Origin of the sequence: Spirosoma profusum (assembly GCF_014699005.1) — a bacterium.
GTDB lineage: Bacteria > Bacteroidota > Bacteroidia > Cytophagales > Spirosomataceae > Spirosoma > Spirosoma profusum.
Genome location: NZ_JACWZY010000019.1, coordinates 44,091 through 68,035, shown reverse-complemented (window position 1 = coordinate 68,035; position 23,945 = coordinate 44,091). Strand labels below are relative to the sequence as shown.

24 protein-coding genes are annotated in these 23,945 nt (G+C 47.0%); 14 read left to right on the top strand and 10 right to left on the bottom strand.

From position 1 onward, the window contains the following. Positions 1–10 precede the first annotated feature (10 nt). Positions 11–1,447, bottom strand: coding sequence for a S41 family peptidase (locus IC229_RS20720; RefSeq protein WP_190888928.1), 1,437 nt, complete (start codon positions 1,445–1,447; stop codon positions 11–13). 170 nt (positions 1,448–1,617) lie between these two features. Between IC229_RS20720 and IC229_RS20715 the strand changes: the two genes are divergently transcribed. The 6 genes from IC229_RS20715 (at position 1,618) to IC229_RS20690 (ending at position 5,920) form a co-directional block, all read left to right on the top strand. After that, a complete protein-coding gene (locus tag IC229_RS20715; protein ID WP_190888927.1) occupies positions 1,618–2,202 on the top strand; it encodes a Crp/Fnr family transcriptional regulator in 585 nt (194 codons plus the stop codon). A gap of 122 nt (positions 2,203–2,324) precedes the next feature. Next, positions 2,325–2,702 (top strand): nuclear transport factor 2 family protein, encoded by a 378-nt coding sequence (locus IC229_RS20710; protein WP_190888926.1) that lies wholly within the window; start codon positions 2,325–2,327, stop codon positions 2,700–2,702. A gap of 39 nt (positions 2,703–2,741) precedes the next feature. After that, positions 2,742–3,224 (top strand): DoxX family protein, encoded by a 483-nt coding sequence (locus tag IC229_RS20705; RefSeq protein WP_190888925.1) that lies wholly within the window; start codon positions 2,742–2,744, stop codon positions 3,222–3,224. A gap of 161 nt (positions 3,225–3,385) precedes the next feature. After that, complete coding sequence (locus IC229_RS20700; protein WP_190888924.1) at positions 3,386–4,000, top strand: hypothetical protein; 615 nt, start codon at positions 3,386–3,388, stop codon at positions 3,998–4,000. Between the two features lie 73 nt (positions 4,001–4,073). After that, entirely contained in the window at positions 4,074–4,991 is a 918-nt protein-coding gene (locus IC229_RS20695) for a hypothetical protein (RefSeq protein WP_190888923.1), read from the top strand. A 41-nt stretch (positions 4,992–5,032) separates the two neighbouring features. After that, positions 5,033–5,920 carry a PhzF family phenazine biosynthesis protein gene (locus tag IC229_RS20690; RefSeq protein ID WP_190888922.1) on the top strand — a complete coding sequence of 296 codons (888 nt, stop codon included), beginning with the start codon at positions 5,033–5,035 and terminating at the stop codon, positions 5,918–5,920. A gap of 218 nt (positions 5,921–6,138) precedes the next feature. Here IC229_RS20690 and IC229_RS20685 read toward each other — a convergent pair whose 3' ends face one another. The 4 genes from IC229_RS20685 to IC229_RS20670 all read right to left on the bottom strand — a co-directional run bounded on the left by IC229_RS20685 (position 6,139) and on the right by IC229_RS20670 (position 9,550). After that, the gene (locus IC229_RS20685; RefSeq protein WP_190888921.1) at positions 6,139–7,140 is read right to left on the bottom strand and encodes a type I glyceraldehyde-3-phosphate dehydrogenase; all 1,002 of its coding nucleotides are present in this window, start codon (positions 7,138–7,140) and stop codon (positions 6,139–6,141) included. A 196-nt stretch (positions 7,141–7,336) separates the two neighbouring features. Next, positions 7,337–8,233 (bottom strand): SDR family oxidoreductase, encoded by an 897-nt coding sequence (locus tag IC229_RS20680; RefSeq protein WP_190888920.1) that lies wholly within the window; start codon positions 8,231–8,233, stop codon positions 7,337–7,339. Between the two features lie 208 nt (positions 8,234–8,441). Beyond that, positions 8,442–9,224 (bottom strand): sterol desaturase family protein, encoded by a 783-nt coding sequence (locus IC229_RS20675; RefSeq protein WP_190888919.1) that lies wholly within the window; start codon positions 9,222–9,224, stop codon positions 8,442–8,444. Between the two features lie 134 nt (positions 9,225–9,358). After that, positions 9,359–9,550, bottom strand: coding sequence for a hypothetical protein (locus IC229_RS20670; RefSeq protein WP_190888918.1), 192 nt, complete (start codon positions 9,548–9,550; stop codon positions 9,359–9,361). Positions 9,551–10,409: 859 nt separating this feature from the next. Between IC229_RS20670 and nadE the strand changes: the two genes are divergently transcribed. Genes nadE through IC229_RS20650 form a run of 4 tightly spaced genes read left to right on the top strand, consistent with a single transcriptional unit; the run spans position 10,410 to position 15,295 of the window. Beyond that, positions 10,410–12,494: an NAD(+) synthase gene (gene nadE, locus IC229_RS20665; RefSeq protein WP_190888917.1), complete on the top strand. Its 2,085-nt coding sequence runs from the start codon at positions 10,410–10,412 to the stop codon at positions 12,492–12,494. 38 nt (positions 12,495–12,532) lie between these two features. Beyond that, entirely contained in the window at positions 12,533–13,807 is a 1,275-nt protein-coding gene (locus tag IC229_RS20660; RefSeq protein WP_190888916.1) for an AAA family ATPase, read from the top strand. Continuing rightward, on the top strand, positions 13,804–14,427 hold the full coding sequence (locus tag IC229_RS20655; protein WP_190888915.1) for a hypothetical protein: 624 nt from the start codon (positions 13,804–13,806) through the stop codon (positions 14,425–14,427). The genes IC229_RS20660 and IC229_RS20655 overlap by 4 nt, the downstream gene beginning before the upstream one ends. 10 nt (positions 14,428–14,437) lie before the next feature. Next, positions 14,438–15,295, top strand: coding sequence for a DMT family transporter (locus IC229_RS20650; protein ID WP_190888914.1), 858 nt, complete (start codon positions 14,438–14,440; stop codon positions 15,293–15,295). A gap of 36 nt (positions 15,296–15,331) precedes the next feature. On the opposite strand, the gene IC229_RS20645 is transcribed toward IC229_RS20650, so the two are convergent. Further along, a complete protein-coding gene (locus tag IC229_RS20645; RefSeq protein WP_190888913.1) occupies positions 15,332–16,267 on the bottom strand; it encodes an OmpA family protein in 936 nt (311 codons plus the stop codon). 228 nt (positions 16,268–16,495) lie between these two features. Here IC229_RS20645 and IC229_RS20640 point away from each other — a divergent pair, with 228 nt between their 5' ends. Next, positions 16,496–17,593 (top strand): hypothetical protein, encoded by a 1,098-nt coding sequence (locus tag IC229_RS20640; RefSeq protein ID WP_190888912.1) that lies wholly within the window; start codon positions 16,496–16,498, stop codon positions 17,591–17,593. Between the two features lie 430 nt (positions 17,594–18,023). Here the strand turns inward: IC229_RS20640 and hemH are convergent, their stop codons facing one another. Both hemH and IC229_RS20630 read right to left on the bottom strand, forming a co-directional pair. Beyond that, entirely contained in the window at positions 18,024–19,085 is a 1,062-nt protein-coding gene (gene hemH / locus IC229_RS20635; RefSeq protein ID WP_190888911.1) for a ferrochelatase, read from the bottom strand. A 92-nt stretch (positions 19,086–19,177) separates the two neighbouring features. Beyond that, positions 19,178–19,963, bottom strand: a complete 786-nt coding sequence (locus tag IC229_RS20630) for a hypothetical protein (RefSeq protein WP_190888910.1) — start codon at positions 19,961–19,963, stop codon at positions 19,178–19,180. Between the two features lie 367 nt (positions 19,964–20,330). Here IC229_RS20630 and IC229_RS20625 point away from each other — a divergent pair, with 367 nt between their 5' ends. The 3 genes from IC229_RS20625 to IC229_RS20615 all read left to right on the top strand — a co-directional run bounded on the left by IC229_RS20625 (position 20,331) and on the right by IC229_RS20615 (position 22,774). Then, on the top strand, positions 20,331–21,206 hold the full coding sequence (locus IC229_RS20625; RefSeq protein ID WP_223834102.1) for a PorT family protein: 876 nt from the start codon (positions 20,331–20,333) through the stop codon (positions 21,204–21,206). 233 nt (positions 21,207–21,439) lie between these two features. Continuing rightward, positions 21,440–22,006 (top strand): precorrin-2 dehydrogenase/sirohydrochlorin ferrochelatase family protein, encoded by a 567-nt coding sequence (locus IC229_RS20620; RefSeq protein WP_190888909.1) that lies wholly within the window; start codon positions 21,440–21,442, stop codon positions 22,004–22,006. A gap of 21 nt (positions 22,007–22,027) precedes the next feature. Further along, positions 22,028–22,774 carry a TlpA family protein disulfide reductase gene (locus IC229_RS20615; RefSeq protein ID WP_190888908.1) on the top strand — a complete coding sequence of 249 codons (747 nt, stop codon included), beginning with the start codon at positions 22,028–22,030 and terminating at the stop codon, positions 22,772–22,774. Between the two features lie 128 nt (positions 22,775–22,902). Here the strand turns inward: IC229_RS20615 and IC229_RS20610 are convergent, their stop codons facing one another. Continuing rightward, positions 22,903–23,238, bottom strand: a complete 336-nt coding sequence (locus tag IC229_RS20610) for an MGMT family protein (RefSeq protein ID WP_190888907.1) — start codon at positions 23,236–23,238, stop codon at positions 22,903–22,905. After that, positions 23,238–23,810: a DUF3109 family protein gene (locus IC229_RS20605; RefSeq protein WP_190888906.1), complete on the bottom strand. Its 573-nt coding sequence runs from the start codon at positions 23,808–23,810 to the stop codon at positions 23,238–23,240. The genes IC229_RS20610 and IC229_RS20605 overlap by 1 nt, the downstream gene beginning before the upstream one ends. Between the last annotated feature and the right edge of the window lie 135 nt (positions 23,811–23,945).

The following is a 23,945-nucleotide window of genomic DNA, read 5'->3' as shown; positions in this document are numbered from 1 at the left end:
AAATAACCTACTAGCGCTTCAAAGCCGCTTCCTGATTGGCCCATATCAGTTGCCGGACGTAGTGCATCGTGCGATCAGTACCGCTCAGTACGTCGTTGATGGTGGGTGTCAGCACATGATCGGGGCGAATACCCTGCCCGGTTTGCAAACCTGCCGGAAGGTTAGCCATATAGTATCCGAACATCGGAATTCCAAAGTCTATTTTTGAGTTTGGCAGTTGCGTGATGGTAAAAATACCGCTGCTGTTTCCTTCATACGCCCCGCCCGTTTCCTGACCCAGAAAGGTAGCTCGTTTGTCTGCATGGATTCTTGCTGCTAACTCTGTAGTTACCGAGAAACTTCCTCCGTTAACGAGTACGTAGAGCTTTCCTCCGAAAGCGTCGCGTTGGGGTGAATGACGTTTCAAGCCCGTCTGCTTCGTAAACACGTACCCATCGGCCCGCTTACGTACCGCCAGCCATCGAAACATCCGATACAGTTTGGGCGTCCAGGCCGGAAACGAGTAGGCTTTCTTTTGGCGGACTCTGATACGTTCGTAGTAGCGGAATGGCTTCTGGGCCAGATATCGATACAGCCAGACACCATACTTTTCTTCCCCGCCTTCGTTGTTACGTAGGTCCAGAACCAGATTTGCTACGTTCTTTGCCTTAATTTGTCGGAATGTTTCGGCCAGAAACGTATTGAATTTCTGCTCATTATTCTCGGTCCAGAATCGCTCAATGGTTAGAACGGCAGTGCGGGTGCTATCGTTGAACGTAACACGGTGGGCTGGCTGCGGACTGGGTTTATGACGTTCGTTATACGTAGTAATCGCAGCCAGCGACACGGCGGGGAGTTCTACCGTTTGTGTTACGTCGCCAGCTCGATACGTTAGTTTGTGTACGGTTGGAGCACCGATGTACGTAGCATAAAATCCAGAAAAAAAATGATTTAAATCTTCGTATTTACCCGTTTTGGTGTTTCCATCGGCAAAGGTCATGTTGGGCAGAAGTTTGCGTAGTACGGTAGCTATAGGTTGATCATTGATCGTCAGCACTTCGGCCCCGATGGGTAACGTATCAGTTCCGTAATTGCCTACAATCCAGGCTTTATTATCCAGAAAATACAATTTTGCGGGAAACAGTTTGTCGCTGAAGAAAGGGTAATGTTCATCCTTTCCCGGCAAAAGCCATTTGATATGGCCGTCACGTAACGCCACTAGTAAAGGCGTCATCGTTACGTAAAATTCATGTTGTGTTAACGGATGGTTTAATTGAGCGGCTACCGCTGCATAGAGCGAATCGAATTTCGCTTTGGGTGTATAGCGGTATGTAGCCGGATGAACTTCGTTCAATGCAGTTCGGAAGTAAGCCAGATCCGCACGTAATTGCTCAGGCGTAAGCGTCTGACTATGTGTTAGTAACGGACAAATAAATAATAGGCAGAAAAGGACGAGTTTTGTGTTCATAGTAGTTGTGATCGCTTTTAATACGACAAAACTGGCTGTCCTTGCGGTTTTCTGGAAACGAACTGACACCGAATTGAGCGGAATTCAGGCCCAAGCGTCGAATTTAACGTACCCAGGCGGCATAGGTAATTGAAGCGGTAAACTCGGATAATTTTCTTCTTTCTAGCACTATGTACGACGCTATCCTCGCTCATATAGGCCAGTTCATCGATCTCGAACCAGCCGAAGTCGATTATTTTACGTCACTGCTACGTTACAAGATGCTACGTAAGCGGCAGTATTTAGTACAGGCAGGAGACGTCTGTAAGTACGATTCGTTCGTGGTGAAAGGGTGCCTGCGGACGTATTTCGTGGATGAGCGCGGAGGGGAACACGTTGTACAGTTCGCCGTGGAAAACTGGTGGACAGGCGACCTGTATAGTTTTCTGAGTGGATCGCCAGCGGCCTACAACACCGACGCGCTGGAAGACTCCGAACTGCTACAGATCGATCAGGCATCGCTCGATCAGTTGTACGAACGGGTGCCCAAGTTCGAACGATTCTTTCGTATTCTCACCCAGCGGGCGTTTGTGTCGGCGGAGAAGCGCGTCATTGCTACCATCAGTCAGACGGCCGAAGAACGTTATAATAACTTCATCAGGAGCTACCCCGGCCTTGACCAGCGCGTACCCCAACACCTGATTGCTTCGTATCTGGGCTTTACGCCAGAATTTCTCAGCCGGATGCGCAAACAGATGGCTACGCGGAAGTCGTAGGTGGTAAACAACATCTTAACCTACATCAAGATCATTTCCTAAACTACGTCAAGGAAGCCTGGCAAGGGGCTGCCGTAGCTTTGTGGTGTCAAAACAAACTGACAACTATAACAAACAAAGCAATGGACAAACTCCTCCAAAACATCCGCAATCTTAATCAACTTGTGCTCCAGGGTAAAGCCATGGAGGCCTTCGAACAGTACTATGACGAGCAGGTCGTCATGCAGGAAAATGCCCTGCCGCCCACCATTGGCAAAACGGCCAACCGCCAGCGCGAACTGGAATTCTTTGGCAACGTAACAGATTTACGCGCCATCCGTGCTCTTGACGTAACAGTCGGCGACAACGTAACGATGGTGGTCTGGCACTACGATTACACGCACCGGGAATGGGGCGAGAAAAACTACACGCAGGTTTCGGTGCAGCACTGGCGCGGTGACAAAATCGTTCGCGAGCAATTCTTCTATGATTCCGTTCCCGCTCCTGTAGCGGCTGTCTAAGCCAATCTCATTTCAACTCATTTTTAACCACATACAACCATGTTCCAGAAACTCATTGCGACCCAAAACAACGTAACGGGTCTGTTGCTACGTTTGCCATTGGGCACAGTTATGCTTTACCACGGTCTGCAAAAAGCGGCCGGTATTTTCGGGGGCTACGGCTTCACCGGTACCATGCAATTCTTCACCGACACCATTCATATACCCTGGATCATCGGCTTTCTTACCATTGTGATTGAAACCATTGGGGCAGTTGGCTTGCTGGTTGGTTTCCTGGGACGGGTCAGCGCACTTGGTACGTTCGCGGTGATGCTGGGAGCGATGCTGACGGTTCATCTGCCGTACGGTTTCTCGATGAACTGGTTTGGTAATCAGCAGGGCGAAGGTATTGAAATGGACCTTTTGATATTCGGCATGAGCCTCGCCTTGCTGATCGTAGGTAGCGGACGTTACTCGGTTGATCGGCTACTGATTCGCCCAACCCACAAGACGATCGAAACTCGCGAGCCCGTAATGGCCTGATCGAGCAATTGTTTAACATCCAATTTCTACGCTTCAAATCGTCTTTTTGCCAGTTGAACGATCTATAGGTTTCGCTGCTGCTGATACTCAGTACGTTTGCTGCGTTGATTGATGAATTTTTAGCAATCAGCAACAAATAAAAACCGCTTTGGCGGATAAACATGAAACAACAATCAATGAACAATATTCACCAGGCCGTGAACGGCGGCCTGGTTTTTCCAAACTATATCAGGAAGAAATCGGCTCTTTCGTTAACCTGGATCAGTTTATTCGCGCTAACGTTTCTGGTACTGATCGGCATAGCCTGCCAGCCTAAAGATGGCGTTCAGCCCGGCAACTATGGGAACGGCCCCCGGAAAACTGTTCCCACCAAGTTAGTCGGCGAATGGACGTACACCAGCGTCAGTAGTTCCAACATCGTCAGCCGAAACGGTCATACCGTACCTGCCTGGTCGCTGGGATCGGTCTTCCACATCAATGCCGATGGCACCGGCTGGAGCATTGTAACGGCATCGACGGCTACGTATACCTCAGAAGACACCCAGCGAGTTGAGGAAAATGGCACGTTTGAGATTGATTTGGATAGCGATGGAGAAATGGTTTTTCGGTTCTATCCGGCGAATGGCAAGGTCTATAACAACGACGTATTTGCGCATGACGTCGAAGCTGCCAAGTTATATCCACAGACCTTCACGAACTGGGCCGGTACGCTCACAAACAACGGCGGTCGGACCTGTTTCGAAAGCGGAGAACTACGCTACTACAAAACCAACTAAATCATTGCCTTTGGAGATAATTTTGTCCACAAAACACCTCAAAAGCGTTTGATTCATTTCAAATAATCCAGCCATGAAAAAGTTACAATTCCAGGGAAAACGGCTGCACTCGTTGCCAACCGAATCCCGTAAACACGCTGCAATTCTCGTATATATTCTTATTGTCCTATTGGGCGAACTGCTAATTCAAGCCTGCCAGCATCGGGTTGGTCCAACGAACGAACCGGGCAGCATTGGGCATCCATCAAACGATTCAATCATCAGTAAACCAGGGAATTCAGATGGACCTGACGGCCAGGTTGGCGTATTTAAAACCCTTAAGATTGCCCGGACTGATACCGATTATCAGATGATTCAGTTCGATGCAGCTAGAAAGCCGGTTCAGTATGTAAACCAGCATGTAGTTGATCAGGAAACGGGTGCTGTTCGACGGTCGACGTATCAGTTTCTGCACGGTCTCGATGGGCGTTTATACCGTGTCAATACAGTAGGAGGGGGCTATGTTGTTTACCTGTATGGAGACAATGCAGGAGGGCCAGTACTGTCTACGGAAGAATACGACGGAAAAGGAGAACCACTGGTGCTGAGAGCCTACAGCTATTCCGGTGATAATCGCCTGATTGCCATTGATCAGCGACGAGATGATGGTTCACCTCCCACTCGTCGAACGTATCAATACGACAGTCGGGGCAATCTGAGCTTGATTTCCGACTTTGTCATGGACACGCAGTTTCGCTACGTCCTGGAGACGACCACCTCGTTTGAGGATTACGACAACGGAATTCAGGTTGAAAATCTGCTGGCCGAATTTCCGTTCTTACCGGGCGTTACCTTCCATCGAAATAACTTCTGTACCAAAGTGATACGTTATAAAGACGGTCGCGAAATCAGCCGCGAAACGGCCACCTATACGTATAACAAACAGGGCTTACCTACTCAGAAAGTGAGTCGCGTAAGAGCTGGTACGTTAACCACTACGTATACTTATTAGTGTTAGTCAACTTTCTATTTTGTTCTGTTTTGTTCCATAGTATGCCTCGATTGACCATTCCTGTCGTTCAGGCTTTCGTAGACGCCGGTCGGGGCGGAAACCCGGCTGGCGTCGTACTGAACGCCGATGCTTTTGACCCGGCAACCCGGCAACGTATTGCCACCCGGGTTAGCCTTTCGGAAACCGCCTTTGTTTCTGCCTCAATAGTAGCTGACTTTAAGCTGGAATTTTTTACGCCGGTACGTCAAATCGCACAGTGCGGCCACGCTACTATCGCTACGTTTTCATACCTCGCCCAACAGGGAATGCTGAAGGAAGGCCACAATTCGATGGAAACAGTAGATGGCGTACGGGGCATTCGCCTGGAGGATAATCAGGCTTTCATGGAGCAGCGGGCACCGACCTTTACGCCCCCCGACCAGGTTATTGCCGACTTAAGCACACAGCAGATTCTGGACTCATTACGTTTGTCTGCCACTGATTTGATTGATGGGCAGGTTCCGGTAGTGGTCAACACCGGAAATTCGTTTATGATTGTTCCGCTACGTTCGGCTGGAGCGGTTCGGAACGTAGCACCGGATTTGGATGCTATTGAACGTATCAGCGAACAACTCGACCTCGTCGGGTACTACGTTTTCTCCCCAGACGTGCAGCAATCAGGACGCGACGCTGGCGCGCGAATGTTCGCCCCCCGGTATGGTATTTCTGAAGAAGCTGCTACGGGTATGGCAGCAGGTCCGCTGGCCTGCTACTTGTTCCGCTACATCCAATCACCAAAAACAACTTTCCTGGTCGAGCAAGGGCATTTGATGCCGTCCCCATCGCCTAGTGTGCTGACGGCCCAACTCTATCTGGATCAGCATACGATTACGAGCTTATGGGTAGGTGGCCGAGCTGCTACGTCACATTCCATTGACATTGATTATTGATACGTCGACGTAGCGTCAGCACTCGGAAAGATGAGTGTAAAAGCAACTGTAATAAGCAGTTACGAACTAGTTGGGTGATGCTTTTCAGTAGATCGGATTGGAATCGGAGATTTTCGTAACTGGTCGCCTGATAGGATATAGGCCTATACATGAACGTTCATTATCTGGTGATTACTCAACACGATGTGTAGTAAGCAACCACCAGATAATTCTTTTCATTAAATCCGATCGGCAATATAAGCCGCCACTTCAGCTAATCGGTTTGAGAAACCCCATTCATTATCGTACCAGGAAGCCACCGATAGCAAATTGCCCTCTTTGGCCGTTAGTGGTAGATCAATCAGAGACGAATGAGGGTCAGCCACAATGCGAGACGATGCCCATTCCCCTTCCAATACAGCCATTACACCTTTTAGTGGACCTTCGGCGGCAGCCTTACGGAACGCATCGTTGACTTCCTCCACAGTACAGGATTTTTCAGTAATCAGGTTTAATTCGGCAATACTGCCCGTGCGCGTGGGAACCCGATAGGCCTTACCTGTAATCTTAAGATCCGGCCAAATGAATTGCAGGGCGCGGGCGGCTCCTGACGAAGAAGGAATGATGTTCTCGGCGGCAGCCCATGAATCACGCCGGTCTTTCATCGGCTGATCAGTAAGCGATTGCGTGTTTGTATAGGAGTGAACGGTCGAAAAAAGGCCATACTGTATACCAAAATTCTCTTTAATCACTTTGACAGGAGACGCCAGACCATTGGTAGTACAGCTGGCCATACTAATAATCTTATGCTTTTGCGGGTCAAAGTCATCCAGGTTTATTCCTTTCAGGAGCACCGCATCACAGTCAGCCAACGTCTTACTGGGGGCACTAACGAGTACATATTTAGCGCCCCGATCGATGTGCGCCTGGGCACCGGCCCGATTGGTCGCCCTGCCCGTGCAGTCAACGACCAGATCGACCCCGAGAGCTGCCCAATCTGGAATTTCTTTTAGCGAATTGATATACTGAATGGTCTGGTCACCAATGATAAGCGAGCCTTCACTTCCAGAAACGGGCTGCTGCCAGCGACCGTAATTGGTATCCACTTCAAACAAAGCGGCCAAGGTAGGCTCATCGCGAATATCCGAAATAGACGTGGGAACAAACAAGCTCTTACTAAGACCAACTCGGAGAAATTGCCGTCCGATACGGCCGAATCCATGCAGGGCAATGGTTTTCATGCTGATTGTGATTAGATGAAAAATAGATTTGCTCTACTAGCATAAGTCAAAAATTAATGGCTTGGTTCGTTTCCTGCATTCCAGGAAATTTGTACCATCAATAGTCCAACTATGACATGGAAAACAAAGAAACCGCTCTGAGTCACAACTTCTGCCGTCAGATCAATATTGACGATACGTATCAGTTGACATGGCTTTAAGCCAGTGGTCGGCCACCAGTTACGCCGTAAATCATACCGGTAATATAGCTCGCTTCCTGCGACGCCAGTAGTACGTATACAGGAGCCAATTCGACTGGCTGGGCGGGGCGCTTCAGTGGGGTATCGGCTCCAAATTCTTCAAATTTTTCGGGTGGCATGGTCGATGGAATCAAGGGCGTCCATACGGGACCGGGAGCAACTGCATTGACCCGAACACCCTGCTGCATTGCTTCTTCGGAAAAGGCTTTGGTAAAATTGACAATCGCAGCTTTTGTGGCTGCATAGGGAAGCAATTGCGGTTTTGGATCGTACGCCTGAATAGACGTCGTGTTAATAATGGAAGCGCCGGGTTTTAGGTGCGGCATCGCTGCTTTGCAGAGGTAGAACATCGCAAAGACATTAGTCCGAAACGTCCGATCAATCTCTTCGGCCGAAAATTCAGCAATGGATTGATGGGACATTTGAAAAGCGGCATTGTTGACCAAAATATCCAGTTGGCCCCACTCATCAATAACTCGCTGAACGAGTTGCTGACAATGCCTCTCCTGCTGAATATCTCCTTTTACGGCAATGGCTTTCTGACCCGACTTCTCTACCAAACGTACTGTTTCCTGAGCGTCTTTATCTTCTTCATTATAAGCTATCAGTACGTCGGCTCCTTCGCGGGCAAATGCCAGTGCCACGGCTCGACCGATGCCACTGTCCCCACCAGTTATTAGCGCTTTGCGTCCCGCTAATTTTCCGCTTCCCCGGTACGAATGTTCTCCGTAATCGGCCTTGGGATTCATTTCTGATTCCTCTCCAGGAGGTTCTATCGGCTGTTGCTGTTTGAAGGGAGGTACGGGATACTGTTGGCGCGGGTCCTGCATTTGGGTAATATCTGTAGTTGCCATCGTTTGTTAAACTGATTTTACTAACCTCATCAGAAGCATCGGTTAGTGGAGAAATTTGGTTGATTCGCACTTAAGCGTCTTACGATTCGTAACCCAACCGACCGAAAAAGCGGACGATTTTTCTGGTTGCAATGAGGCAATGGGCCTGGTGGACGTTTACAAAAGTTCGGCAGTAGGTAACGTAACGGAATTGATTTTAACGGTTTTTTCAGTGGTCACTTTTAACACTTTTCTGACTAAAGAGCTGGTGGAAATCTGGACTTTCCGTCTTCATCCATTTGTCCCAAAATGTAAAATAAAGCCCAAAGTTATAGCGGAACTGGCTATGGTGCAGGCTGTGATGCGTGGCGCCAATCAGCCATCGACCCAGCCAGTGCCGATCAAACGCATGCGGGTAGATTTCAACATTCAAGTGATTGATGGCTCCCGATAAAGTCATGATAATCAGAATCAAACCGACGGCTGTACTATGAAGAGGCAGCACGAACGTCAGTGCCGGAATCACAATGGCTTGCAACGTACTCTCAAGCGGATGAAACGAAAAGGCCGACCAGGGAGTGGTAATCAGGCTGTCGTGATGCGTTTTATGAACCCACTTGTACACACCCGGTTTGTGCATCCAGCGGTGGAGCCAGTAATAATAGGTTTCATGAATAAGGAGTACCAGACTAATACTCACCGGATACCAGATCAAGCCATAGCTATGAATATCCGTGTAGATTTTGGTGTAGCCCCTTTGATACGCGAGCATAACACCAACGGCAATACCGGTAAAAACCAGCGACGTCAGCGCTGACCAGCCAATTTCCCGCCACTGCTGATTTGACTTTCCAGAACGACGCTGAGCTGTTCGAATAGCTTGATAACCGCTTTTGGAACGGGTAAATAACCACCAGAACACAAGCGAAAACAGGACATACCGACCGAAAATAGTGAGGAAAAATAGCAGTGCTGTCAGACCCAGCGTGAACCATGAATTGATCTGAATCATTGTTCAATAGTTAGATAAAAATAGCCTTGTAAGTCAGCTAATGTGAATTGTGCAGTCTTACTAACTTAATGTTTCTAAAAGAGCAAGGCCCACCATTGGCAGACCTTGCTGGGTATTTATCCAAACTATGCTACCTATTTACTACGACCAGATTTGCTGCCACCCGTAGAGCCTCCTGCACTATGGTTGCCTTTAGATGAGCTTTTATGGGAGGTAGAACTACGACCATTTCCTGTGCTGCCGTGGCCCGTGCCATTATCCTGATTGCCAGTAATACGTTGTCCTTCGTACTCTTTTTCAACTTTTTTCAGTGTTTTATCTGCCATAACGTTACGTATTTACGAAGTAATGAATTTGCTATCACCGGGAAAAGCTAAATTTATAGGCTATTGTTTTAACATCTAAGTCAATAATAAGCTACTGGTCCAGCCTCGAAGTATAAATGCTCTACATTCTTTCTCCTGCACATTGAGGGCTAAAAACGGACGTACTGAAATCCGTCATTGCTATCAATCTGGTTTATTAGCAACCGAGTGGAGCAAACCAGCCGATACCGTTAACGCACCAGATTGAGGTTCTATTAACCCGTTACGTTCGTCTTCAATGTGGTACGTCGTCAAATGAAAGTCGATGAGCTAAATGGTGAGATCTAATGGCTAACCGAAAATAGTTTTTTTCTCAGCTTGACTTTAGCCTTTCGAGAATGCCCTAAATTGGCTTGTATAGGCCTAAATACGTACTTGCTAAATTTTTGAATACCCTCATTCTAGAGCAGATGTTCAAAAATAAATCACCAACGTGGCCTATCCATCCAGGAAACGGCTATAAGCATTTTTCAAACAGCTAAAGTCGAGCTCAGAAGCTGTCTGAAAACTATTTTGTAATTCGTTCAAAAACCCATAAATCCCCTGAAGGGGACTTTGTTCGAGTGCGAGTTAAGTCCCCTTCAGGGGATTTAGGGGTTTTTCAGACAGTTTCTCAAAATTTCGACATGGCCCTACCTGTGACAGACGTTGCGAGCCATCACAAATTAAGGCCCAGGTATTACGTTTATAAACCCATTTCCCCCGCATTTTTGTTATTCTTGCAGAAGTATATTTTATGCTGAATCAGAAAGGCGGAAGCTAAATATTCGCGCTTTCTCTCATTCGCTCCGCTTCGGCGGTCCGATTTCACTCATTAAACATGAAACTCCTCAAAATTGCCGCTGGTGTCCTGAATCAAACCCCACTTGCTTGGGAATCCAATAAACAAAACATCATCAATGCCATTGCCGAAGCACAACGTCAGAATGTCAGTTTGCTGTGTCTGACGGAGTTATGTATTTCGGGTTATGGCTGTGAGGATGCCTTTTTTGCCCAAAATACCATCGATCAGTCCATTGCTTCACTGCTCGATATCGTGGAACATACGAACGATATTGCGGTGGCGGTTGGGTTGCCATTACGTCACAATAACCGCACGTTCGATGTGGCTTGTCTGATCGCTAATAAGCGGATTCTGGGTTTTGCAGTGAAGCAGAATATGGCGAATAACGGCGTGCATTACGAAACACGCTGGTTCCAGCCGTGGCCGGCGTATGTGCGCGAAGAAATAAAAATCGGCGATTTCATGTACCCGTTTGGGGATATTGTTTTCGACCTGTCGGGTGTGCGGATTGGGTTCGAGATTTGCGAAGATGCGTGGGTATCGAACCGCCCTGGCCGGATGCTCTATGAACGAGGGATCGATATTATTCTGAATCCCACGGCCAGCCATTTTGCTTTTCTGAAATCGCAGGTTAGGGAACGGTTTGTGGTGGATGGGTCGCGGGCGTTTGGCGTGAGCTACGTGTATGCGAACATGTTGGGCAACGAATCAGGACGTATCATTTTCGACGGCGATGCAATGGTGGCTTCCAACGGCGAACTGCTGGTGTCGGGAGCGCGGCTGAGCTACGAAGATTTCCTGATTGTGCCAGCCGTAATCGACGTGGATGCTACCCGCCTGAGTCAGACCCAGAACCGGGGTAATCTTGCCCTGGCGTACCCAAATCTGCGCGTAACAGACCGTTTCGACTGGCCTGATGTTGCGCCAGTTATACAGAAAGCCGAACTCGAAGCCTGGGAACGTGGCGGGTATCTGAAGGAAGAAGAATTTGCGCGTGCTGTTGCGCTGGGACTGTTCGATTACCTGCGGAAAAGTCGCTCGCAGGGCTACGTATTGTCGTTGAGCGGGGGCGCTGATTCGTCGGCCATTGCGGCTCTGGTGTTTCTGATGATTCGAATGGCGATTGAAAATATTGGTATTGAGGGAGTTAAAAAGAAATTGAGTTATATAAAAGCGATTCAGGATTGTACTACGTCGGAGCAGATGGTTAGTAAGTTGCTGACAGTCATGTATCAGGGTACCGAAAACTCGTCGGATGATACGTTCAATTCTGCCAAAATGCTGGCCGACGATATTGGTGCTACGTTCCTGAATATCAACATCAATGGCCTGGTTGATACGTATCGCGGACTGATTGAAGAACAACTGGGTCGGAAACTTTCCTGGGATACCGACGACGTAGCACTGCAAAATATTCAGGCGCGGGTACGGGCTCCGGGTATCTGGATGATGGCGAACATTAACAACGCGCTATTGCTCAGTACGTCGAACCGCTCTGAAGCCGCTGTCGGTTATGCGACGATGGATGGTGATACGGCGGGCAGTATTTCACCGATTACGGGTATCGACAAGCATTTTCTACGCGGCTGGCTACGTTGGCTCGAAACGGTTGGCCTGAACGTGAAAAACGAATGGACCCCCGCCGACCGAACTGGTTCCGTTTCTGATCCGAACTCATCCGACCAGTTAATAAAAGTGAACGGATTGAGTGCCGTGAATAACCTGCAACCCACCGCCGAACTACGTCCGCTGGACAAAAAACAGACCGACGAAGACGATCTGATGCCCTACGACGTACTGAACTCCATCGAAGAGGCAGCTGTCCGCGATAAGCAGCCACCCGTGGACGTATTACGTATTGTGGAAGTACGTTATGCAGGTGTACACGACCGCGAAAAACTGCTACTCTGGGTCGAACGATTCTTCAAACTCTGGAGCCGCAATCAGTGGAAACGCGAACGCTACGCCCCCAGCTTCCACCTCGACGATCACAATCTCGATCCCCGTTCCTGGTGCCGCTTCCCGATTTTATCCGGTGGTTTCGAGAAGGAACTCGCCGACATGCGCGACTGGGCCGCCGAGCAGAAGCCAAATACGCGTAAGGGGAAGATTGGGTTTTAGGAAGCCATTATGGTTAACTTTGTGAAAAGCCACCGATTATGATTAAGCCGGAAGAATTTCCTTATATCAAATCCTTGTACGTAAACGATTGTTACGCGTACAAGAAATTTAATATTGAATTACACGATTATAAGCCATTCAGTCATCTAATTCTTACAGGGAAGAATGGTTCGGGTAAGAGTACGATTTTAAGCGCAATTGATCGTCGATTTTTTTTTGAGGATAGACCTGAAAGTGAAAGGCCAAAATTAATCGCTAGTACAGTAGTTGCAGAAAAAGAAGTTATTAGAATAAATGAAACCACAGTTCCTCCCGGGAAGATCTTATTTCAAGTAGAAATTAATTTCACTATACCTCATAACATTAATAAAAACGGGGAAATAAGAGCGATTATGCCTCAAGAGATTTTCAATCATTATCACATTAAAGTGTACTCTTATTTCAAAGCAAGACGATGGATTTCTATTCAGGAAGTTGATGGCCCTTCTAAGGAATTAGATTTTGTTGATAAGCTAAATTCTAAAGATTCTACTAACTATTTCACATCAGCATTTAAACAATATTTAGTCAATAAAAAAATTGATCAAGCGTTTGCTCAAATTGATCAGCGTATTGAACAAGTAAAGACAACGGAAGCTTTCTTTAAAACTCTACGCGAAAAGCTAAGTGAGGTTTTTGGGATTAAAATTGACTCAATCGAATTTGATCACAAAAGCTATGAATTTTATCTTCATTTAGAAGATGGTCGTAGACTTACATTTGATATATTACCAGAAGGTTTTTCGGCTGTCTTAACTATTTTAATGGACTTGTTTATGCGAGTTGATCTTATTCGCAAGCAAGTCAACGATTATAGTTATGATCCTTGCGGCATTGTTTTAATAGATGAGCCAGAAGCGCATCTACACCTTCAACTGCAAGAGCAGATTTTACCACTATTAATAGACTTATTTCCCAATATACAATTCATTGCTGCTACGCACTCACCAGCAGTAATTGCCAGCATAAAAAACGCGACTATTTTTGATCTTACTACGAAAGAAACTCGTATCAGTGAAGACGCTGTTGGGCGGAGTTATTCTGATTTAATGATGTCTCATTTTGGCTTGAATAATGAGTATTCTAAAGCCGCAGATGATATCATTTTGCAGGTCAACAGTGTGTTAAATACGTTTGGAAATAAACCGGAGGAAATGAAAGCTGCTTTGCAGAAAATTTACGATGAGAATAGTGCTTATCTTTCTCCGACCCTAAAAGTAGAATTAGAGTTATTAATTGCTCAGCAAGAAGCCCAACAGATTGCCCATCAATGATTAACGTAGTACGGGGCGTGTCCGCTCCACCTTCATTAGCCAGCCAAATTTCTTACCGGAGTTCAGACGTAATTGACGTACTGCATCAAGTCTTTAATGGTAAGTGCTATTTAACCGAAAAGGTGTTTGATAGCCCGAAGGAAATGGAGATTGACCATTTCCTGACGCAACACGAACGGCCTGATCTTAAATACGAATGGAAAAATCTGTATGCTATAGATCAGAAGGCAAATAAGAAAAAGCCTAAAACTACGCCAGAGGGCGGTTACCTTGATCCGTGTAATCCTGACGATGACGTAGAGCGGGAAATTATTTACATTGTCGAATTTGGAGGAAATGCTTTATTTAAAGCGCGGGATTCATCCAATCAAAAAGCAGTAAATACGGCTAATTTGCTTAATCACCTTCACAAAGATTTAAAACCTGCTGTAAAAGACAAGCATCATGAGGTTGTCAATGCCGTTGCTGAATGGCACACTGCAAAGGTATTATGCAATCAGCGTGAAGAATTAGAAAAGGAATTACTAATAAAAAAGCTGTTATCTCGTGACAGTCATTTTACCATGCTAATGCGCTCAATTAAAGCAATTCAGAGCCTTCCTACTGATTTCTTTGATTGAGTCGAAACGAATGAAATCAGTATTACCCGGTCTTCTTTTTGCGGCTCTCTGGGCCTCGGCTTCCGTTGCTACAAAATTCGGTGTCCAATCTGTTCATCCGCTGATACTGGCCAATATTCGTTTTCTAATTGCAGGAAGTGGAATGGTTCTGTTCGCGTATGGTATCCAACGTTTGCCCAATGCGTCGCCAACACGGATAGAATGGCAACGGCTGACTATTTTCGCCTTACTGAACACAACGATTTATCTAGGGTCTTTTGTGCTGGCTATGAAGCAGGTATCGGCGGGTATCGGAAGTTTGTCTACCGCTACCAATCCATTGCTGATTGCCTTGCTTTCTGCATTGTGGCTACGTCGAAAACCCCGCTGGAACGAACTAGGCGGTTTAGTGCTGGGGCTGTTAGGCGTAGCAGCTGCTACGTATCCACTCCTGCAAAACAGTTACGCAACCATAGAAGGTCTGCTTATTCTGTCGGTGGGTATGGTCTCGGTGTCGGCGGCGACGGTGTACTACGCCCGGTTCGACTGGCGATTACCCAATCTAGTCATTAATGGCTGGCAGGTACTTATTGGCGGACTACTTCTACTGCCCTTTACGTTCCTGTTTGCCGATTTCAGTGGAGCTCACTACGACGTACGCTTTTGGGCATCAGTGCTCTGGTTGATTTTGCCGGTATCAGTAGGAGCGCTTCAACTGTGGTTCTATTTGGTGAAGCAAGATCCTATTCGGGCGTCACTCTGGCTTTATCTCTGCCCCATTTTCGGCTTTACCTATTCCTACCTGTTCATGGATGAACCGATTACGTTATATACAATTGCCGGTACGTTCCTGGTGATTGGTGGGCTTTGGTTGGGGAGAAAGGCATAGGGGCATGGGGCAGAGGGCAACTAGCCCTGTGCTACGTCACTGCTTCACCACAATCATCTCTACCCGCCGATTTAACTGGCGGGACACTTCGTTGCGATTGTTGGCAATAGGGCGGGTGGGGCCGTAGCCTCGTGTTGTAATTCGGTTAGCTGCAATGCCGCCCTGAACCAGAAAGTCTTTTACTACGTCGACGCGCTGCTTGGAAAGCCGCAAATTCTCATCGAAATCGCCCTGATTATCCGTATGACCCGCCAGTTCAATTTCTGTTGTTGGATGATCACGCATGTAGGCCAGAAGCTGCTCTAAAGCGGGCTGAGCATCGGGCAATAACTCTGCTTTACTTTGTACAAACTGAATTGCCTTCAACTGCGTGGTTTTGCCAGGAACCACGACTAGAGGTGGGGGCGTGTACATAATTTTGGCGTCAAGCGTTTTTGGGGGCGCTACACGTGCGCTGGTGCTGGACGTTGGTGGTTGCGCTGTTCCGCGAGCGGTGATTTCCGAGGGTGCAACGGTTGAGGGAGAAGCCTGCGTTTGGCTTACTGCCGATGCCGTTGTGGTGGGTTGGGTTTGTTGGGCTATTGGTTGCTTTCCTGGACGATATAGCAGGGTAGGGCGCATTCTTTCTATGCTACTAGCCCGGTCGGATGTAAATGCAAATACTTCTTCAAAAGGAGCGTACCCGTTTGCCTTCGCCATAAAAATGTACGTTTGCTTAGGGGAGATTTTAAGCTGATACGTACCGTCGGCATTCGTAGGTTGCTTATCCTGTATAATTCCGCTCTGATTTTTGGCCTCAATAGTAGCGCCGGCGATTGGTTTTTTGGTTTCTGCATCGAGTATGGTGCCTTTTACCGTAGCCAGGCCGTCATCAGCGACAGTCTGTGGCGGTGGCTTGGCCTGACTTAGTGATGGGAATGCATTCCACAGGCATAGCCAACTGGCAATCACTATATACTTAATCCACTTCATCTTATAAAGGCAACGTACTATGAGGGCGCAAAAGTACGCCTAAATGCGAAAAAAGTAAGCATCGAATGATACGTTCAGGGAGTGAATTTAGTGTCAATTTTAACACTATTTTAAGTGTTGATTTTAGTGTTAAAAAATGCTAGTTAAATAGTTGTATTTCAAAGGGTTATATGCTGAAAATAATTGCCAGGAAATGAACGTGAAATGGGCTTTTTTCGTTAATTAGTTATGAAACAAATAACCAACGCAACGATGCATTCCCCGAACGCTCAGGCACCTCTTGCTCAACCCTCGACGGGCAATTTGCCACTCGATGACAACTGGCGGAAGTCAATTCCGGCGCAGGTGTTTCTGAACCATTTTTTCGCGATGGATTACCACATCCATCACCAGAATGACCTGTTTGATATAGCCCGTTTTCCGATATTTCAGCAGTTTAACGGATTAGTGACCGACGAAACGCGGAAGTCGCTGGAGAAACTGTTGCTCAATAGCTGGAGTGCCGAATATGCGTTACGTATCACGCCCGTCGTGAACGATGAACAGTATCTGCAAAGCTCGCTGCACTGGACGTTCCCACAGGCGTATTACAGCGCTTTGTTCAGCGCGCGTGCGTTCTTGGCTGTTCAGGGCATTAACGTCAGCAATGAAGAGTTAATCCGCAAACGGATTGGTAACATGGTAGTACGTGGTTATTATCCGGCTTCTATTGGCTATTATGCGCTGGGGCCTATCAATAATTATCGAATTCAGCGGTTGCCTATGTCCCGGCGGTTCAACGTAGTAGGTAAATCGGATTTGCAGCTTCCTTCGCGTGAAGGATCGGTGCAGGCCGAGTTAGCCCAATTCCTGAAAACTACACGCGACCAACGTGTACGGGCACTACGTAATGCGATTCAGAATAATCCGAAAACGGCGCTACGTAGCCCGAAAACTGGAGAGATTTTGCAGAAATTCAGTATTGAACAGTATAAACAACTGGCAAAACAGATTGGCTATACGACGTATTTCGATATGCTGAGCCGCCTGCGGATTTCGTCGTCGAACCGGGGCGGTGGCCCGCGTGAGATCGAGCGATTTGTCGACTCCGATATTGATGTGAAGTTATTTCACGAAAGTCTGGTCAACATTGTAGCGCATATAAATTCGGTGCACGAAGCCTACATTGCTAAAGCATTGGGTATTCAGGCTTATCGTGAGCTTGTAGCCAAACTGCCCTCTTATCTTCAGGAGAGTTTTGTGCGTGAACGGATGAATACCATTATCGCACCTATGCTTGCTCCGCCTAGCTCTGAGCAAGATTCATCCTTACGTATGGCTGCCTAAAAGACCATTCATAGTAAATTCAGTACCAAGTCCCGATCAGCGATGGTCGGGATTTTTTATAAATAATTTAAGCATTAAATGTTTGATAATCAGTATTTTAAAAATAAAGAAGCGTTTTTCTTTAACGAAAAAAATTAATACTTTTTCAAACACTATCAGATTTAGGTCGTTTATAATATGTCATGCAGATACAACTACTAGTTATAAGGAAGACTATATTGCTGTGAACCAGATACTGTATATCGAGTATTGGAGTGTTGTAATAAATTATGTCTTATAAATAGGGGTTCTGTATCTGCCGTAACGAAAAGCCCGCTTTCTCTTCTTGAGAAGCGGGCTTGTTTTGTAGCGCGGGTGACAACCCGCAGCCCTAGAATCTGTAATCATTAATGTAAAAGTGCAGACTCTAAGGCTGCGGGTTGCCACCGCGTTACGCTGTTTTTACCAAATCAACCAACGCGTCAATCCAGATTGGACTATCGTTCAGACTTTCAACCAGTTGCCAGTGTTGACCACCGGCTTTTTCAAAAAGCTCTTTGTATTCAACGCCAACTTCAATGGTTGTTTCCAGGCAATCGGCGACGAACGCGGGCGAAAAGGCCAGTACGCTTTTAATGCCCTTGGCGGGTAACTCCTTGATAACTTCGTCAGTATACGGCTTAATCCAGGGATCGCTGCCGAGCCGCGACTGAAACGACGTAACATATTTGCCTTCAGGAATACGTAACGCTTTGACTAATAAACGTGTGGTTTCGAAACACTGAGCCCGGTAACAATGCTGATTCAGCGCATGGAACGTTGCGCAGCAATCGTCAAATCGACAGGTGGTTTTCGTTACGTCGCCTTTCCGAATCTGACTTTCAGGCAGTCCGTGATAACTGAATAGAAAGAAGTCAAAGTCGTGCGCGGCCATGTATTTCCGGGCAGTTTGAGCGAAACCCTCAATAAAATTCGGGTGCTCCAGAAAGCGGTTAACGAACCGAATGGCGGGTATTACCTCCCAGGACTTTACAATTTCCATCACTTTCTGATAGACAGAACCTGTAGAGGCCGATGCGTATTGCGGGAACAGTGGCACAACAACGATGTCAGCCAGGCCGAGTTGCTGAAATTCGTTCAGACCTGCTTCGATGCTTGGGCTTTGGTAGCGCATGGCTAATTTTACTACGTACTGACTACCAAGCTGTTGCTGTAACTTTTCTTCAACCTGATGCCCGTAGTACTTCAAGGGTGAGCCGGTTTCAGTCCAGAGTTCTTTATAAATCTTTGCTGATTTTGGCGCCCTGAACGGTGCGATGAAACCGTTGACCAGCAGCGACCGTGGAATCAGTGGAATGTCGATGACGCGACCATCCATCAGAAATTCGCGCAGGTATTTACGCACATCGGGCACGGCCGGGCTATCGGGCGTACCGAGGTTAACCAGTAAAACGCCCGTCTTACCAACTGTTTTTTGATTAATAATAGAGGATTGTATAGCAGAAACTTCCATCTTAAGGAATAAATGATAAGTGATAAACGATGAGTGATAAACGATAAGTGATGACCGCTCCGGCGGCCCGGTCATCACTTATCGTTTATCACTCATTTCGCTTCAGGATACCGGCTCAGATCGGTACGTGTGAAATCGCTGAAGACTTCACCAGGTAAACCCGTAAACACCATAATATCACTCAGATCGCGCTCCCCGCGTTCGGTTGCGAGCAAGATGGTACCATGTTGTTCGTAGCCCTCCCAGGGCAACGTAAAGGTTGGTTCTTTATCATTACCGTCTTGAAAATGAGCCCACTGTGAAACAAGGTGTGATTTCTTGTCTACCCATACTTTATATTGGGCGCTGGCTACGTTAGTACTGCCCTTATACGTTACCAGCAATACGTCGGCAGGTTTGCCCGACTGAGTGGGTTCATCGCCAACGTAACAGAGAGTCACACCCGTATCTTTCAGTTTAAAGGGCATAAACAGCCAGTGGGAGTCATTGAGCCAGTGTTTTTTACTCTGCTTAACGTACTTCGCCACCGAATCGGGTTGGGTGAGTTCTTCGCCGTTTCGATAGACGCGCCCCATGTCATTATTGATGTTCAGCAAAATTGTCTGATCGTCGCGCAGATTATCGATACGAACACTGCCTGAGTACTTATTCCACACAAATTTACGTACACCGTCATAAGTCCAGGCAACCAACTGGGTTTCATCCCAGGCAGTACGTCCGCCCATGGCTTCCATCACGGCGTCGGCAATCTGTATGGCCCGTGCATCGGAACCCGACTGGTCGAAGCCGGGTGCGGGTGGATTGGGCGTTTTCTTGACCTGAGCTATACTTATTGTTCCACCCAGCAGCAGGCAGGCAGCTAAACAAATGATTCTCATAGACCGTGTAGATTGTCTTCCAAATACTCGACAAATGAGAAAAATGGGTCTGTCCATCAATCTCGACTGTGCAGTACTGAAGTTTGGGTTCGCAAAATTACAATATTGGTGTATTAGCTTAGGCCGATATATACTGGATTTTACCAATAGGCTGAATGCTCCGTTTACCGTGAATACCTAACAAATACCATTAACTCAATGATTGAAAGCTTTGTTGGCATTATTTATAGTTAACACAATTATTAATAAGCAATCTATTAAGCCAAAACAGAATAGTTCAAAACATTGTCCCCAAATAAGCTGTTAATAGGGTGTAATTTCGATTACGTCTTATTTTTATACAACTCAACGAGTTCTGAAAAACATCATGAAAACCTATGTACCACTGCTGGCCATGTGCCTTGGCAGTTTCGGTCTCGCCCAGGCGCAGACGACGACAACTACAACAACGAACAGCACCTACAGTACGTCTCCTGCAACAACTGACACTACGTACAGGTCATCCTCGATGACCACCGACAGCTCCAATATGGCGCCGACAACCAATAGCACGAACATGGCGCCCACTACGAACAGCAGTAACTCCTCCATGAGTAACAGCAATATGAACAGCGCGCCGACTCGAACGAACGAATCCACGACTACGACCACTACGTATAATTCGGGGGATGCTTCGATGAATTCATCGGATGCAGCGCCCAAAAGCGAGAGATCGTGGGGTAAACAAGGTAAATTTGGGATTTACGCTGGTGTAAACTTCTCCCGCTTTGTGAACGAACCAATTCCTGATGGAGCTTATCGGGCAGGCTGGCAGGCAGGTCTTTATGGCCGTACGGGCGGAACAATATTTGGTCAGTTAGGAGTGGAATACCGTACCTCTACGTCGAATCTGGTACGTTCAGGAACGGGGCAGCCCTCGCAAACCGCCGGCGAAATTCGTGGCCAGATTGATCAGCAGTTTGTAGCTATTCCGGCCTATGTTGGGGTACGGGTGGGTAGTGCACTGGGTCTGCGGATTCAGGTCGGTGCCGAACTATCGACGATGATCATCAATTCGAGCAATCAGTTTGGTATCGGCAAAGATGATGTACGTCGTACCTTGCTGAATGGCCTGGGTGGTGTTGGTATCAACCTCGGACCACTGACACTGGACGCCGTATATAACCTCGGTCTGCAAAACGTTTTCGACAACAACGATACGAAACGTAACATGCTGGCTTTCAATCTTGGCTTCCGATTCTAGATTAGTTGAGATAACGTACTAGATAGGCCGCTCCCTCACAGGAGCGGCTTTTTTGTTGCTGAATTTGAAAATAGTCAATAGTCGATAGTCAATAGTTGTAAGTTTGTCAGCGTAATTCAGTTGGATTTATGAAAACGGTTACAGCTATTAACCTGTAACAGAACGTAGTGCTACGTATCAAACAACATTAGATTTAACTGCTATTGACTGACGACTATCTACTACCGATTGTCATGAACACTCTATTTCCCATTTTCGTCAAGGCCGAAAACCTGCATACGCTTATTGTAGGAGGGGGCTACGTTGGCCTCGAAAAGCTGACAGCTCTGCTTAGTAATTCGCCTGAAGCACGCGTTACGTTGGTTGCCCCCGACATACGTAGTGAAATTCGTGAGTTGGCCCGCCAGTTTCTTAAACTGGAGTTGATTCAGGAACCGTATCACGAACTCTATCTGTCGGATAAGGATCTGGTGATCGTTGGTACAAACGATAAAGCCGTTAATCGACAGGTACAGGCCGATTGCAAACGAAAACGAATTCTGGTCAACGTAGCAGATACGCCTGAATTGTGCGACTTTTACCTGAGTTCGGTCGTGAAAAAAGGCGACCTGAAAATTGCTATTTCGACCAATGGCAAATCGCCGACCTTTGCCAAACGGTTTCGGGAAGTGCTGGAAGATATCTTACCCGACAGCCTCCAGGAAACGCTCGACAACCTGACTGCCATCCGCAACCAGCTTAAAGGCGATTTTGTGCAGAAAATGGAAAAGCTGAATGAGATTACAAAAGTGCTACGCTAATATTCTTACGGTCAACGTTTTATGAAAAATGTATCTGTATTTCTTTTTGTAGTTGTTACGTTCATTTTCACGAATTACGGCTTAATAGCTCAGCCTAATGTGCGCATTGAGCGGGGGGCTATTAGCCGTCAAATTAGAATCGACGAAACGACAAAAATTACTGATAAAAAGACAGGTAAAACTATTTCGTATCAGGAGTATCGGGAACTTACAAAAGCAGACCCATTTGGGTATCATCTGGAGCCCGTTTTCGATGAATATGGCGAAGTAAGCGCGTATAAACTCCGCTCCGTAACCTCAGAAGAAAGGCAAACTCATAGCTTTACGAGCTTTGCCCCGGCCCTACGCCCCAAAGTAGGTGAACCTATGCCCGAATTCGTGATGAAAGGGATCGACGATAAGGTGTATCGGTTGTCTGACCTGAAGGGCCACGTCGTTGTGCTCAGCTTCTGGATTAGTTTACGAAAACCATTCTGGGGACCGAAACAGGCACAGGGTTTTGCTGAGGTGTTACGTCCTTATCGGTCTGAAACTGACCCGCTTTCGTTAGGCGTTTTGCAGGACTCCAAAGAAGATATTGAGCGTTTTTTAGCCTCAGAAACCCTTCCATTCATTCCAGTTCCTAATTCGTATGGCTTCCACCAGAAGTTTCACATTACAGGATCGCCAAGCTTCATGGTTATCGACAAAGCCGGTAACGTAGCGGCCTACATAGAAGGTCAGGATTATGACCAACTCCAGAAAGCTCTGCAAGTTGTGATTCGGTGATAGACCTGTACTTTAACGTAAAGTTTGGTAGCTGCTTTTTGTCATCCTGACGCAGGGAGGATCTTAATGTGGCATCACTAGAGAGCTAGGACACATTAAGATCCTTCCTGCGTCAGGATGACAAAAAATCACAATTCCAGCTCTACATTCGGGTCCCAGAAAACTGTTTTGAAATCAACGACCTTATCGTTTTCAATTCGAACTCCTTCATTTTCCAGCAGTCGCTGCATGACGTTTGGCTCGCCAAAAAAGTGCTTACCGGATAAAACTCCCACACTGTTCACGACCCGATGCGCCGGTACGTCGGGACGGTTATGACAGCCATTCATAGCCCAGCCCACCATGCGCGCTCCCGCCCGAAGACTGAGGTAACGGGCAATAGTGCCATACGTAGTAACACGGCCTCGCGGTACCAAACGTACTACCTCATAAACTTCCTCAAAATAATCGCGTTGTTCGGCCATTAACTGTTACTTTTCTCTTCGATAGCCTGCGACAAACGGTCATACCATTCTTCGCCGTAGGCACGTATCAGAGCCTCGCGAACGAATTTATAGATCGGTACATTCAACTGCTCACCAAAGCCGCAGGCCGGATTGCAGATAGGCCAACGGTCGTAGTTGAGGGCGTGATACGCGTCGTATTTGGTTACTCTAATGGGGTAGAGGTGGCACGAAATGGGTTTTTTCCAATCGACTTTGCCGTCGTTGTACGCTTCTTCAATCCCGCATTTCAGAATGCCACGCTCGTCCCAGATGGCATAGACACACTCGCGCCCACCTACAGTTGTTGTAACGGAGCCGCCAAAACCATCGGGTTCGTGGCCACCGCGTTGTTCAATAACGTTAATGCCTTCGGGTGAAAGATAGGGCTTGATATCAGGGTAAATACGGTCGAGAATGGCGGATTCGTCAGGTTCAAGCGGAGCACCCATATCGCCTTCTACGCAGCAGGCACCTTTGCATTTATCGAGATTGCAAACGAAAAACTTTTCAGCAACATCGTCGCTGATGCAGGTATTATCCAGGAGAATCATATACGTAAAGATACGTATCGTTCCCCAAATTTGTCGAAGAGAACAGTCAATCATTGAAAAAGCCACCCCGATTATTGGAGCAGCTTTTTGGCTTGATACGTATCGAGTGTTAGATTTTTAACATTCCAGCTTTTT

Coding starts and splice junctions, on each gene's coding strand:
- IC229_RS20720 (WP_190888928.1), bottom strand. CDS start 1,447: ATGAACACAAAACTCGTCCTTTTCTGCCTATTATTTATTTGTCCGTTA.
- IC229_RS20715 (WP_190888927.1), top strand. CDS start 1,618: ATGTACGACGCTATCCTCGCTCATATAGGCCAGTTCATCGATCTCGAA.
- IC229_RS20710 (WP_190888926.1), top strand. CDS start 2,325: ATGGACAAACTCCTCCAAAACATCCGCAATCTTAATCAACTTGTGCTC.
- IC229_RS20705 (WP_190888925.1), top strand. CDS start 2,742: ATGTTCCAGAAACTCATTGCGACCCAAAACAACGTAACGGGTCTGTTG.
- IC229_RS20700 (WP_190888924.1), top strand. CDS start 3,386: ATGAAACAACAATCAATGAACAATATTCACCAGGCCGTGAACGGCGGC.
- IC229_RS20695 (WP_190888923.1), top strand. CDS start 4,074: ATGAAAAAGTTACAATTCCAGGGAAAACGGCTGCACTCGTTGCCAACC.
- IC229_RS20690 (WP_190888922.1), top strand. CDS start 5,033: ATGCCTCGATTGACCATTCCTGTCGTTCAGGCTTTCGTAGACGCCGGT.
- IC229_RS20685 (WP_190888921.1), bottom strand. CDS start 7,140: ATGAAAACCATTGCCCTGCATGGATTCGGCCGTATCGGACGGCAATTT.
- IC229_RS20680 (WP_190888920.1), bottom strand. CDS start 8,233: ATGGCAACTACAGATATTACCCAAATGCAGGACCCGCGCCAACAGTAT.
- IC229_RS20675 (WP_190888919.1), bottom strand. CDS start 9,224: ATGATTCAGATCAATTCATGGTTCACGCTGGGTCTGACAGCACTGCTA.
- IC229_RS20670 (WP_190888918.1), bottom strand. CDS start 9,550: ATGGCAGATAAAACACTGAAAAAAGTTGAAAAAGAGTACGAAGGACAA.
- nadE (WP_190888917.1), top strand. CDS start 10,410: ATGAAACTCCTCAAAATTGCCGCTGGTGTCCTGAATCAAACCCCACTT.
- IC229_RS20660 (WP_190888916.1), top strand. CDS start 12,533: ATGATTAAGCCGGAAGAATTTCCTTATATCAAATCCTTGTACGTAAAC.
- IC229_RS20655 (WP_190888915.1), top strand. CDS start 13,804: ATGATTAACGTAGTACGGGGCGTGTCCGCTCCACCTTCATTAGCCAGC.
- IC229_RS20650 (WP_190888914.1), top strand. CDS start 14,438: ATGAAATCAGTATTACCCGGTCTTCTTTTTGCGGCTCTCTGGGCCTCG.
- IC229_RS20645 (WP_190888913.1), bottom strand. CDS start 16,267: ATGAAGTGGATTAAGTATATAGTGATTGCCAGTTGGCTATGCCTGTGG.
- IC229_RS20640 (WP_190888912.1), top strand. CDS start 16,496: ATGAAACAAATAACCAACGCAACGATGCATTCCCCGAACGCTCAGGCA.
- hemH (WP_190888911.1), bottom strand. CDS start 19,085: ATGGAAGTTTCTGCTATACAATCCTCTATTATTAATCAAAAAACAGTT.
- IC229_RS20630 (WP_190888910.1), bottom strand. CDS start 19,963: ATGAGAATCATTTGTTTAGCTGCCTGCCTGCTGCTGGGTGGAACAATA.
- IC229_RS20625 (WP_223834102.1), top strand. CDS start 20,331: ATGAAAACCTATGTACCACTGCTGGCCATGTGCCTTGGCAGTTTCGGT.
- IC229_RS20620 (WP_190888909.1), top strand. CDS start 21,440: ATGAACACTCTATTTCCCATTTTCGTCAAGGCCGAAAACCTGCATACG.
- IC229_RS20615 (WP_190888908.1), top strand. CDS start 22,028: ATGAAAAATGTATCTGTATTTCTTTTTGTAGTTGTTACGTTCATTTTC.
- IC229_RS20610 (WP_190888907.1), bottom strand. CDS start 23,238: ATGGCCGAACAACGCGATTATTTTGAGGAAGTTTATGAGGTAGTACGT.
- IC229_RS20605 (WP_190888906.1), bottom strand. CDS start 23,810: ATGATTCTCCTGGATAATACCTGCATCAGCGACGATGTTGCTGAAAAG.